Genomic DNA, 11396 nt, shown 5'->3' on the forward strand with positions numbered 1-11396 from the left:
CCTTTTGTTTTATGAAAAATTCAATTGTATTATTTTCTTTATTCTTTAGCATTACTGTTTTTGCTCAAAATAATGCGCAAACTCAAGAAGAGCCATTGGAAAGTATTGAAAATCTAGAAATTACACCTCGAATTAATCTCGATTCAATTTCACTTCCAAAATCAAGTGAAATGTTAGAGGAAGAGGCTTATTGGGCACTAATTGAAAATTCATTAAAGGAAACTACAAACCAAGAAGATCAAGAGCTTTTTTTAGTTTCCGAAATTGAGAAATTGACTCCCCAAGAAATGATAGGCTTTCGTTTGCGAACAGACCAACTCCTTTACGACAGCTATAATCCAGAATTGTGGTGTGCCGCATATATTGTAAGTGGTGGATGCTCTGATGGTGGATTTGAATATTTTAGATGTTGGTTAATTTCTCAGGGAAAAGAGGTGTTTTACAGAGTTAAATCCAACCCTGACGCTTTAGTTAATGAAGTGGTTGAAGGCAGGGAATCTTATGAATTTGAAGGTTTTTGGTATGTAGCAATGAATGCGTTTAAGAATAGCACGGGTGAAGATTTATATTCTTATATTGACTATGATGCCTTCGTAACCAATGACGAAAATTATCCATTACTAAAATTTAATTGGAATCCAGATGAACCTGCAACTATGGAGAAAGTTTGTCCCGTTCTATTTCAAAAACTGTGGAAATAAATAAATTATCTTTCAAACAAACCGATAGTTCCACCCACCCAGTCTTTGTCTTTATTGAATTTAACCCCAATCATTTCACCGCGGCTCAATCGCACTAGATTACACAATAGAGTAGGAGCAGCATCCTCTTTTTTCCAAACACAAAGTACCCGGACTTCTGCTTTTACCTTGCCATCCGGAGATTGTACTATGGGAATGTAGTTTACCTTTTTTTGCAGAATGTATAGTTCCTTTTCCACGACAGCGTCAATGTCTTCTTTTTTAACATGAAAAATAACTCCAGTTCCTGAAAAAGAAAATAGAGGTTTTAAAACATAATTTTCTAAATCGTCGGGAATTTCAATTAACTCGCTCAAAAGTGTCGTCTCGATGAAATATTTCCCTTTTAAGAAAGGCAAGATGAATTTACTAATTCTGAAAAACCAATTGGGGTGTCCTACCCATTCGACCTCCAAATCATCAGAGAAACTAAAATCTAATTTTAAATCTGTACGCAAGTCCAATTCGTCAAAGATGACTCTGTTGTAAATACGCTTTACAAGTACCTCTTCGTTATTTTCATTTTTATAAAACAGCTGTCTTCCTTTTTTAATTAGTTCTGTTACGCAAACAATCGGTATTCCAATATCTCTTTTACAGTAGTAAAAATCAATTTTTGTGTTTTGCTTTTCCGGTTCTATTTCGAGTAAAATGACGTTTTCCTTAGGATGATGATTGCAGATCACATCTTCTATAATCTTCAAGTATTCATCCGGATTAATACCATTAAAAAAGGGAGTTAACTCGTAAAGAAAGGGATACTGATTAATAAACTTATCGCATAAATTAGTCTGATAATTATATAAAGAAGGAAAACCTTGTACTTCAATCAGTTTCGGGACTACAGCTCCGTTCTCCTCACAGATTCCAAAGTCGATGGCCAAAAAAGTAGTATGCTCATCTTCATTGGGCACTTTATTGTTTAATCCTAATGCTTTATTTGTTAACGACTTAAAGTTAACGTCTTGAATTAAAGCTACAACTTCGTTACAACCTTCTATTAATTGTTCTTTTAGCTCGTTAGATATAAAAAATGGAGTTTCCGCAATTCGAAAAGTCGGTTCGTAATCAAAGTCAGAAGCGATATCATCTTTTAATTGCTGATATTTATTTTCTGTGAATTGCTCATTGAATAGTTTTCGATATTTTGAAATCATACAAGTTAAAGGAATTAATTAGACATCATCTTTTTTGTTTTCATCAAGTCATTTATAGCAGCGCGTAGAAAATTCGGAATCAAAGTTTCATTTGTTCTGTAGATCTTGTCATCATCCAATAAATCTTCCAGCATATTTCTAAACTTTCTTTTCCCTTTCATCTCTTTTATTTTTTCTTTGGCCTCCTTATTTCTCAGATGAGAAACAAAGCTTATTGGATCTGCTTCAGGATGAAATTGTGTACCCACAAAATAATCCGTAAATCGGACGGCCATAATCGCGCGTTCGTATTGCACATGGTCTCTAATTTTTTCCAAGGAAATGATTTTAGCACCCTTTTTCTTAAAAACACTTAAATTAGGCTGTACCACCTGATAATCTCTGGAATCAATAGCATAGAAAGGATCGCTTAAGCCTTCAAAAAGCGGATCAGTTTGACCTTCTTTCGTTTTATGGATTGTCATAACACCGAACGAAGTATCATTCCTTTTGGTGATTTCAGCAAGTCCAAAATGTTTACAAGCCATCTGAAAGGAATGACAAATGAACAAGACATGCTTTTTTACTGGATTTTCAAGGTTCCATTTTGTTAAGGCATCAATAAAAGCATAGTATTTTGTATCCCAGGCTCCGTCACCAATTAATGGATTTCCCGGGCCTCCTGTAGAAATATAAATATCGTACTGATCAATTTCGGGCAATTCGCATTTTCCTCTAACATCATAAATTTTAAAACTTACCAAAGGATTAAATCTATTTATTATGTCAATTATACAGCGCATTCCTTGATTGGGCACTCCGTCGTACATATCCAAGAGAGCAATTGTTATTTTTTTCTTATTCATGGACTAATCTTTATTATAAGTAGGCTACAAAGATAATCTAATAATTTACAAGCCCTTAGTGAATTCATCAGTTATGAAATCAACCACCTTTGCTAGGTCATTCGTTTTCTCAAATACCGCTAATTGTTTGGCAGCTCCAGTTCCATTTTTCAAAATCTGATGTACATAATTAATCTGCTCACGGCTTCCTAACTCATCCACCACATCATCTACAAAATCTAGTAATTCAAGAATCAGCACTCTTGTTTCTACTTCTTTCTGAAGTCCGAAATCAATCATATGCCCCTCGATTCCGTACCGTGAAGCCCTGAATTTATTTTCTTTTATGAGTGCAATTCTATAAATATTGAAACTCATGTTTTGTTGGTTTAGCTTATACAACTTAGCCACAACCGCCTGTATGACCGCGACAATACACATGGTCTCCTCAACGGTTAAACTCATGTCACAAATACGAAATTCAATGGTATCGTAAAAGGGATGCAAACGCAAATCCCACCAAATTTTCTTTGGGTTATCAATGCAATTGGTGTTTACCAAAGTTTCTAGGAAATTATCATAAGATGCTACTGAATCAAAATATTCTGGTAATCCGGTCCTTGGGAATTTATCAAAAACTTTTGTTCGAAAGGATTTATAACCCGTTTGCCGGCCTTCCCAAAAAGGAGAATTGGTAGAAAGCGCAAATATGTGAGGCAAAAAATAGCAGGCTTGATTCATTAATTTCAAGCCTATTTCGCGGTTTTCGATTCCTACATGGCAATGCATCCCGAAAATTAAATTGGAACGTGCCGCATCCTGCAATTCATTCACAATGGTATGGTACCGTGGATCATCTGTGATAGGTTGATCTTGCCATTTCGAAAAAGGATGTGTTCCAGCTCCACCTACAATCAATCCCTGTTTATCTGCTAATTCAACAATTTTTGTTCGCAGGAATTTAACTTCTTTCTCGGCTTCTTTTACATTCGTACAAATATTGGTACCAACTTCCACGACAGACTGGTGCATTTCTGCTTTTACTTGTTCGTTCAATATAATCTTAGCTCCATCAACAATTTTAGACAAATGCGAGCGCAGATCTCTTGTTTCAGGATCTATAATTTGATATTCTTCTTCAACACCAAGGGTAAAAGCAGGTAGTTTTTTCATTTTCGAGCTTTTTTAAGAGCAATTTACTTCGTCAGTTCGCTTCGCTCGTGTCCAGCTATTCGATACAATCCGTCTCGTTAAAAAACGAGCTGGGATTTTGGCTGCTATCTGGGCTAGGACTTCCGGTTCCTGAGAAATTTATTTGCCCGCAACCGCGTCTTTCATAAATGTTCCCCAAGTCAGATTCATCTTTCCAGACTTTTGTTTTTTTGCAGCAGCAATAGCCATTTTAGCCGACTCTTCTACTACCCATTCAAAATTATCTACACCTACTGAGGTTAACTCTGCATCAGGTGCTGGATTACCAAAATCGATAGCATAAGGAATACCGTCACGCACTGCAAACTCGACAGTATTAAAATCATACCCTAAACCTTTACAAAGTTTTAATGTGTAGTCTTTTACAGTTGCAAGTAATTTTTTATCCACCAGAGGCCCGTCAATTACATAACGGAGGTGAGGAGCATTTCTTGGTTCATATTGCATGATTCTAACCGCTTTACCGCCTAAGCAATACACTCTAAAATATTCAGTGAATACTATTTCTTCTTGAAGCATCATCACCAGTTGTTTGGTTTCCTGATGTTTCTCCCAGAATTCCTCTTTATTTTCAAGACGATAGACATTTTTCCAACCACCACCAGCGTAGGGTTTCATGTAAGCAGGAAACTTTATATAATCAAATATTCCTTCCCAGTCCATTGGGTATTGTAAGTTTCTGAACGATTTAGCTGTCGTGTCTGTTGGGTGTTCTGCAGAAGGTAACAAAACCGTATTGGGTAAGGGTACTCCAAGCGTATCGGCTAATGCGTTATTGAAAAACTTATCATCGGCACTCCACCAGAAAGGGTTGTTGATGACATTTGTACCGGTTAAAGCGGCATTTTTTAGATACGCACGATAGAAAGGAACATCTTGAGAAATACGGTCAATGATGACCGCATATTCTCCATCTTTATTTTGAACTACTTTGTCAATAGAAACTGCTTCTGCAACAATTCCTTTTTCGTTTTTTGAATTAACACGGTCTATAAATGCTTGAGGATAGGTATCTTCCATTCGAAATAAAATTCCAATTTTTTTCATTTTTATCTATTTTACCTTATTAATATAATTGTGCTTTTTACATTTAATTTCTGTTTCTAAAAAAAATTGATTCGGGATAAGTAATGTGCAAACATTTCCTTCCATAAAGGCCAATCATGTTTTTTATCCTGACGAATATCAAGCCAGTGGTGTACATTTCTTTCGCTTAAAACTTTGCTTAATTTTAAATTAGAATCAAAACAAATATCCCAATTAGAGCTTCCCAGAACAATGTCCATTTTCCATACTTCAGGGTCGTCTAATCCATATAAATAATCCTCAGGACTGTTATAAAAAACATCGTCATTATGAAAACCATCTAGAAAACTTTTTATATCAAAAGCTCCACTCATCGAAAACATATGGCTAACATAACCGGGATGTCTAAAAGCAAAATTAGCGGCATGATATCCCCCAAAGCTGCAACCGGCTAAAGCAACCTTGCCTGACGGCGAATTGTTTTTAACTTTTTCCACAATTTCGTGACAGATCATTTTGTCGTAGCGAACATGGTTTTCGATGCGATGAATGGGGTGAATTTGTTTGTTATAGAAACTGTCTTTATCAATACTATCTGGACAAAATATTTGTATTAATCCTTGCTCGATATACCATTTAGCTGACTCAATCAAGCCCATGTCTTTATTTTCATGATAACTTCCCATTGAAGTGGGAAGTAAGACCACTGGGTACCCGGAATGTCCAAAAACTAGCATCTCAATCTCTCTATTTAGGTGTGGAGAATACCACTTGAAATATTCTTCTTTCATATACTTTGCTTTTAACAATAATAACGAAAATATTTATGCAAATAGTAGAAATTACTTATAAAATTCCTTTTTTTACATATAAAATAGCGTGAATATATAAAGTATTCTACATTTTGATAATTATCAACTTAAAGCTTGATTTTTATGAGAATCTGAAAATAAAACAAACCAGAGCACTTCGTGAATTTAGATTAAAAAAAGCTAATTTCTATAAAATCAATGTTTTACAGACTCTATTTCTCTGTAGAATCGACTTCAAATAATTGAATCTGACTTTTTAATCTTTCGATAAGCATGCTCATAATTCTTTTGTTGAGATTTGATGAGTTCTTGATGTAAAACAAGTATTCCTCTACAGTGAATAGTCCTATTACCATACCTTTTAATGCATTTCGGTATTTAATATCTTTTTGAATTGCATTTTCGATTGTAGCCAGCTTTTTCTCGGTGGTTTGAGAATAAAAATCCCCCTTATATTTCGTTGAATAATTTCTGAAAGAAGCAATAAATAAATCATTTTGCAGCTTTAAGATTGGTCGTAGTACCTCATTTTGGAACATTTCCTCTGAAGAGGATTGCATACTAACACTTCCAATTGTTCCTCCACGGAATTCTTTTAAAAAAACATCTCTTGAGTCCATCTTTTTTTCTTTAAAATTATAAAAAAATCGACGGAGATAGGTTACTTTCGCATTATTAAATAAAAAATATGCGATTTCATACCAGAAAATGGATAAAACCAGAAGACCTCAATCCAAACGGAACTTTATTTGGGGGTCAATTGTTAGCTTGGATAGATGAAGAATTAGCTTTATATTCTATTATTCAATTAGAAAACCAAAGAGTGGTTACCAAACACATGTCGGAAATTAATTTTAGAAGCTCCGCAAAGCAGGGAGATATCATCGAAATTGGTATTGATGTGGTAAAGTTTGGAAACAGTTCCCTTACGCTAAAATGTGAGGTTCGGAACATGATGACCCGTGAAACGATTATTTCAATAGCCAGTACCACAATGGTCAACTTAGGAGCAGACGGAAAGCCTAAAGCACATGGAAAAACAGAGATTGAATTTATAAAAAATCGGCTGTAGTTTATTCGACGAAAACGCAAAAAATTAAGTAGTGGAGAGCCCAAAGTTATTCCTTAAATAGTAACTAGATTCATCCATTTTCAAAAATCATATTTTTAATCTGTGAATCTGTGGCAGTCCTAGGCTTTTTTTCGTTCGTCAGTTTCTAAGATGGCATACTCAAAATTATCAGACCAACCAGATTTCAATGGTAGTAGTTGTCTTCCCCGTCCTTCTCTTAGCATTCCAGCCTTTTCCAGCACTTTGATGGAACCCATGTTATCTACGGCACAACCTGCCTGTATTCGATGCAAATTTAAATCATCAAAACCAAAATCGAGAACCCTATTTAACGCTTCTGTTCCAAATCCTTTTCCCCAATGATCTAAATGTAATTTGTACCAAACTTCTCCTCTTCGGTACTTTTTGGCTCCTAATTTAAGTCCAAATAAACCAATGAATTGATTCGTGTTACTTTCTTCAATTGCAAAGGTATAGCTTTGAATTTCTGCTTCTTTATTTGCTACTATCCAGGGATCGATTGTACGGCTGGTTTCGCCAATATCTTCAGGAATTCCCAGCGCATTAAATTCATCGGTTTCCGCTAAAGAATGCAAAATATGAATCGCATTTAAATCGGCGCTGTCAATCAACCTTAGTTTTAATCGTGAGCTATAGAGTTCCATCATTTTGGCAAAAGGATTAATAATATTATCTATTGAAGAAAGTCACTGTTAGAAGGCAATTCATATAATTCCAAACCAAAATAAGGCACTGAGGCTATAATATGATCAAAGATATCAGACATAATATATTCATAGTTTTGCCACTGTTTGTCACTTGTAAAAGCATAGACCTCTAAAGGAACACCCTGTGCTGTCGATTGCAGTTGACGGCAGAGTAGAAGCAAGTCTTTGTTTATGGCTGGATGATTGCTAAGATATTGTGTAATATATTTTCTAAACAACCCTAAATTAGTGACATTCCGACCATTTATAGCGAGTGATTTATCGATAGAATTATCAAAATTATATTGATCAACCTCGGCCATACGGCTATCAATATAGTCACTAATGAGTGTGATTTTCTTTAGTTCTTTTAACTCATCATTCTTTAAAAAATGGATGCTACTGGTTTTAATCAGAATATGTCTTTTTATACGTCGCCCATCAGAATGAAGCATCCCACGCCAGTTTTGAAAAGAGTCAGAACTCAAACTATACGTTGGAATGGTAGTAGTAGTATTATCAAAATTTCGAACTTTTACCGTGGTTAGGTTGATTTCGATTACATCTCCGTCAGCACCAAATTTAGCCATGGTAATCCAGTCACCTATTCGAATCATATCGTTTATAGACACTTGGACACTAGCTACAAAACCCAAAATAATATCCCTAAAAATTAATATAATCAAAGCAGATACGGCTCCAAAAGTCGTTAAAAGCTCTGTATGACCAATTTCGAATACTCTAGATATAATAATAATAATCCCCACAATCCATAACAGAATCATGATTACCTGAATAAAACTATCGATGGGTTTATCGCTGTATCGGGGTTTTAGTTTTAGATAATCCCGTAAGGCATTAAAAATGGTACGAATAATCCAAAGTACTAAAATAACGATATAAATTCCCACTAATTTTCCAAAAACACCTTCCCAATATTCATAACGCTCCAAAATAACAGGAACTGACTTGTAGATGAACAACAACGGAATTAAATGCGCTATGTATTTAGCCGTTTTATTAGTGACCAATAAATCATCAAATTTTGTTCTGGTTTTGCGCGCTATAAAAATCATGATGGTCACCAACAAAAGTCGGAACACCACATAGATACTGTAGGCCACAATACAAAGCAAGGCTATATTAAGAAACAGACTTAGATAGGATGCAAAACTGTATCCCATGCCCCATTTACGGAGTATCGGATAAAAAAAAGTGAATGTTTTTTCGATGAATTTAAGCATTTACACAGTATTTCTTCTCTATATAAAAAGTACCAAATGGGACAAGAGAAGCTAATTGGATAATAGAAAAAGTTTTAAAATCCCAATTTTGAGGCTTTCTTAATAAAAAAGCCAAGATTACATAGCCTATAAACAATACACCATGACTCATTCCTATAGGATACAACAAACGATGATATAATTCAAAATTATTAGGTTTGATAAATAACATATTCGAAAATAAAACCAAATAAGAGATTCCTTCCAGAATCGCTACCACCTTAAAAAATTTGAGCATCTACTTTATTTTTAGTATTAAAGGGCAAAATTAAGTAATATGATTGATTTTATAGGTATTCCATCTTAAACTCTTTTACTTTTGTAATCTGAAACTTTTAAAATGAGCAAACGCGATTTAAAAAAATACTTGAACCAACTGACAAAAGAGCAGCTTGAAGAGCAGATTCTCGAATTATATGAGAAATTCAGCCCTGTAAAAGTGTATTATAATTTTGTGTTTAATCCAAAGGAAGAAACGCTGCTACAGGAATGCAAGCTTAAAATTTCCAATGAATATTTCCCAATTCAAACGACTGCTAAGAAACGTAAAAAGCCAAAAATGCGCCGTTCCGTTGCCCAGAAGTACATCAAGCACTTTATCACTTTGGGCGTAGACCCATTTATAATAGCAGATGTAATGCTGTATAATATAGAAATCGCACAAGCTTTCTCCTCTGAAAATACGATCAAACAAGAACTCTTTTTTAAAAGTATGTTCAATTCCTTTGAACAAGCAGTGGTTTTTATGATTGCAAATGGGATTCTTAACGAATTCAAAACCAGAATCAATACTATTCATCAAGAAACCATTACACAAAAATGGAAAAACGAACCAGAATTTGACGCAATCATCGAGAGATTCGAGTATTAATACTTCTCTCATAACAGAAATTTCCTCAATCCATTCCTATATTTTTAAATAAATATAACATAATAACTGTTTTTTAGGTGTATTTTTGCAAAAACCCAACAAAAAACAATGTTTGAAAATACTATAGAAATAGAAAAAGAAGACAGAAAAGAACTCTATGGATACCAAAAAGGGGATATTGATTCCATCTTTGAACGGATAGACAATGCACCAAAGCAACATCACCTGTTGTATCAACTGCCTACCGGTGGTGGTAAAACGGTTGTATTCTCTGAAATCGTTCGTCGCTATTTATCTAAAAGTGACAATAAAGTAGTTGTTTTAACACACAGAATTGAGTTGTGTAAACAAACCTCTAAGATGTTAAAAGGTTTTGGCGTAAAAAACAAAATCATCAATAGTAAGGTAAAAGATCTTCCAGACCAAAACGAATATTCTTGTTTTGTGGCCATGGTAGAAACGCTTAAAAACCGTATCAACGACGAGAAACTACATTTAGATAATGTAGGCTTGGTTATTATTGATGAGGCGCATTACAACTCATTTAGAAAATTATTGAGTTCGTTTACAAATGCCTTTATTCTAGGAGTTACAGCAACCCCTTTGAGTTCAAATATAAAACTGCCAATGCACGAAAGCTACGATGAATTAATCGTAGGAGACACCATCAATTCCTTAATAGAAAATGGTTTCCTGGCAAAAGCAACAACCTACAGTTATGATGTAGGTCTAACTTCTTTGAAAGTTGGTATTAACGGAGATTACACCGTGAAATCATCTGATGATTTGTATACTAATATGGCCATGCAAGAGAAATTATTGCATGCCTATACAGAGAAATCATTAGGTAAAAAAACGCTGATTTTCAATAATGGAATTAATACGTCCCTATACGTTTATGAAACGTTTAGAGAAGCAGGCTATCCTATTCGTCATCTTGACAATACCAGCAGCGCTGAAGAACGTAAAGATATTCTACAGTGGTTCAAGAAAACCCCAGATGCGATTTTGACTTCGGTTGGGATCCTGACCACTGGTTTTGATGAGCCTACCGTGGATACCATTATTTTAAACAGAGCAACAAAATCGTTGACTTTATACTATCAAATGATTGGTCGTGGTTCTAGAAAACTGCCTAACAAGGATATGTTTACGGTAATCGATTTAGGAAATAATGCAGCCCGTTTCGGTTTGTGGAGTGAGCCTGTAAACTGGCAACATATCTTTAAATCACCCGAGTTTTACTTAGAAAATTTACGTGATGATACCGAGATAGAATTGTATTTCAAGTATTCTATGCCACCAGAATTGCGCGCAAAGTTTAGTAAAACTGCCGAAGTAGGATTTGATGTCGATGAAGAGCACAAACTAATCATTGCCCAAAACCTGCGTTCAAAAGTAGTTTTAGACAAATCGCTAGAGCAACATTCTTCGATGTGTGTCGATAATACAGAAACATTGCAGGAAGCGAAATCATTGTCACGCGAACTGGACGACGATATTGAATGCCGTATCAAACGCTATTCTAAATGTTTGAGCCAGTGTAGTAAAAACTACCGCGAATGGCTAGTTGATGATTACAAATTAAAAATGACATTAATGATCGGGAAGAAGTATCGTGAGAAAATCATGAACGAACCTGATGAAGATTAATACAAGGAGCTAATCCTGCTATTCGTTTCAATCTCTTGT

13 protein-coding genes are annotated in these 11396 nt (G+C 34.9%); 4 read left to right on the forward strand and 9 right to left on the reverse strand.

Going from position 1 to position 11396, the window contains the following annotated elements; translation table 11 throughout:
* Positions 1–11 precede the first annotated feature (11 nt).
* Positions 12–701: a DUF4240 domain-containing protein gene (locus BMW63_RS09685; RefSeq protein WP_083380424.1), complete on the forward strand. Its 690-nt coding sequence runs from the start codon at positions 12–14 to the stop codon at positions 699–701.
* A gap of 5 nt (positions 702–706) precedes the next feature.
* Here the strand turns inward: BMW63_RS09685 and BMW63_RS09690 are convergent, their stop codons facing one another.
* From BMW63_RS09690 to BMW63_RS09715, 6 genes are all read right to left on the reverse strand, one after another.
* Positions 707–1897: a hypothetical protein gene (locus BMW63_RS09690; protein ID WP_074723272.1), complete on the reverse strand. Its 1191-nt coding sequence runs from the start codon at positions 1895–1897 to the stop codon at positions 707–709.
* Between the two features lie 14 nt (positions 1898–1911).
* A complete protein-coding gene (locus tag BMW63_RS09695) occupies positions 1912–2742 on the reverse strand; it encodes a type 1 glutamine amidotransferase (protein ID WP_074723273.1) in 831 nt (276 codons plus the stop codon).
* Between the two features lie 45 nt (positions 2743–2787).
* Positions 2788–3894 carry a carboxylate-amine ligase gene (locus BMW63_RS09700; RefSeq protein ID WP_074723274.1) on the reverse strand — a complete coding sequence of 369 codons (1107 nt, stop codon included), beginning with the start codon at positions 3892–3894 and terminating at the stop codon, positions 2788–2790.
* A gap of 138 nt (positions 3895–4032) precedes the next feature.
* The gene (locus BMW63_RS09705) at positions 4033–4980 is read right to left on the reverse strand and encodes an ATP-grasp domain-containing protein (RefSeq protein WP_074723275.1); all 948 of its coding nucleotides are present in this window, start codon (positions 4978–4980) and stop codon (positions 4033–4035) included.
* Positions 4981–5036: 56 nt separating this feature from the next.
* Complete coding sequence (locus BMW63_RS09710) at positions 5037–5750, reverse strand: esterase family protein (protein ID WP_074723276.1); 714 nt, start codon at positions 5748–5750, stop codon at positions 5037–5039.
* 233 nt (positions 5751–5983) lie between these two features.
* Positions 5984–6391 (reverse strand): glyoxalase, encoded by a 408-nt coding sequence (locus tag BMW63_RS09715; protein ID WP_074723277.1) that lies wholly within the window; start codon positions 6389–6391, stop codon positions 5984–5986.
* A 68-nt stretch (positions 6392–6459) separates the two neighbouring features.
* Here BMW63_RS09715 and BMW63_RS09720 point away from each other — a divergent pair, with 68 nt between their 5' ends.
* Entirely contained in the window at positions 6460–6843 is a 384-nt protein-coding gene (locus BMW63_RS09720) for an acyl-CoA thioesterase (RefSeq protein WP_074723278.1), read from the forward strand.
* Positions 6844–6962: 119 nt separating this feature from the next.
* Here the strand turns inward: BMW63_RS09720 and BMW63_RS09725 are convergent, their stop codons facing one another.
* Genes BMW63_RS09725 through BMW63_RS09735 form a run of 3 tightly spaced genes read right to left on the reverse strand, consistent with a single transcriptional unit; the run spans position 6963 to position 9071 of the window.
* A complete protein-coding gene (locus tag BMW63_RS09725; protein WP_074723279.1) occupies positions 6963–7511 on the reverse strand; it encodes a GNAT family N-acetyltransferase in 549 nt (182 codons plus the stop codon).
* A 26-nt stretch (positions 7512–7537) separates the two neighbouring features.
* Complete coding sequence (locus BMW63_RS09730) at positions 7538–8794, reverse strand: mechanosensitive ion channel family protein (protein ID WP_074723280.1); 1257 nt, start codon at positions 8792–8794, stop codon at positions 7538–7540.
* On the reverse strand, positions 8787–9071 hold the full coding sequence (locus BMW63_RS09735; RefSeq protein WP_074723281.1) for a DUF3817 domain-containing protein: 285 nt from the start codon (positions 9069–9071) through the stop codon (positions 8787–8789). Before BMW63_RS09735 ends, BMW63_RS09730 begins: the two co-directional genes overlap by 8 nt.
* A 102-nt stretch (positions 9072–9173) precedes the next feature.
* On the opposite strand from BMW63_RS09735, the gene BMW63_RS09740 reads away from it, so the two are divergent.
* Positions 9174–9704 (forward strand): DUF6155 family protein, encoded by a 531-nt coding sequence (locus tag BMW63_RS09740; RefSeq protein WP_074723282.1) that lies wholly within the window; start codon positions 9174–9176, stop codon positions 9702–9704.
* Positions 9705–9812: 108 nt separating this feature from the next.
* Positions 9813–11357, forward strand: coding sequence for a DEAD/DEAH box helicase (locus BMW63_RS09745; RefSeq protein ID WP_074723283.1), 1545 nt, complete (start codon positions 9813–9815; stop codon positions 11355–11357).
* The last annotated feature ends 39 nt before the right edge of the window (positions 11358–11396 follow it).

This window comes from Flavobacterium frigoris, assembly GCF_900111075.1.
In the GTDB taxonomy this organism is placed as follows: Bacteria; Bacteroidota; Bacteroidia; order Flavobacteriales; family Flavobacteriaceae; genus Flavobacterium; species Flavobacterium frigoris.

Coding starts and splice junctions, on each gene's coding strand:
- BMW63_RS09735 (WP_074723281.1), bottom strand. CDS start 9,071: ATGCTCAAATTTTTTAAGGTGGTAGCGATTCTGGAAGGAATCTCTTAT.
- BMW63_RS09695 (WP_074723273.1), bottom strand. CDS start 2,742: ATGAATAAGAAAAAAATAACAATTGCTCTCTTGGATATGTACGACGGA.
- BMW63_RS09730 (WP_074723280.1), bottom strand. CDS start 8,794: ATGCTTAAATTCATCGAAAAAACATTCACTTTTTTTTATCCGATACTC.
- BMW63_RS09685 (WP_083380424.1), top strand. CDS start 12: ATGAAAAATTCAATTGTATTATTTTCTTTATTCTTTAGCATTACTGTT.
- BMW63_RS09740 (WP_074723282.1), top strand. CDS start 9,174: ATGAGCAAACGCGATTTAAAAAAATACTTGAACCAACTGACAAAAGAG.
- BMW63_RS09705 (WP_074723275.1), bottom strand. CDS start 4,980: ATGAAAAAAATTGGAATTTTATTTCGAATGGAAGATACCTATCCTCAA.
- BMW63_RS09710 (WP_074723276.1), bottom strand. CDS start 5,750: ATGAAAGAAGAATATTTCAAGTGGTATTCTCCACACCTAAATAGAGAG.
- BMW63_RS09725 (WP_074723279.1), bottom strand. CDS start 7,511: ATGATGGAACTCTATAGCTCACGATTAAAACTAAGGTTGATTGACAGC.
- BMW63_RS09690 (WP_074723272.1), bottom strand. CDS start 1,897: ATGATTTCAAAATATCGAAAACTATTCAATGAGCAATTCACAGAAAAT.
- BMW63_RS09720 (WP_074723278.1), top strand. CDS start 6,460: ATGCGATTTCATACCAGAAAATGGATAAAACCAGAAGACCTCAATCCA.
- BMW63_RS09715 (WP_074723277.1), bottom strand. CDS start 6,391: ATGGACTCAAGAGATGTTTTTTTAAAAGAATTCCGTGGAGGAACAATT.
- BMW63_RS09745 (WP_074723283.1), top strand. CDS start 9,813: ATGTTTGAAAATACTATAGAAATAGAAAAAGAAGACAGAAAAGAACTC.
- BMW63_RS09700 (WP_074723274.1), bottom strand. CDS start 3,894: ATGAAAAAACTACCTGCTTTTACCCTTGGTGTTGAAGAAGAATATCAA.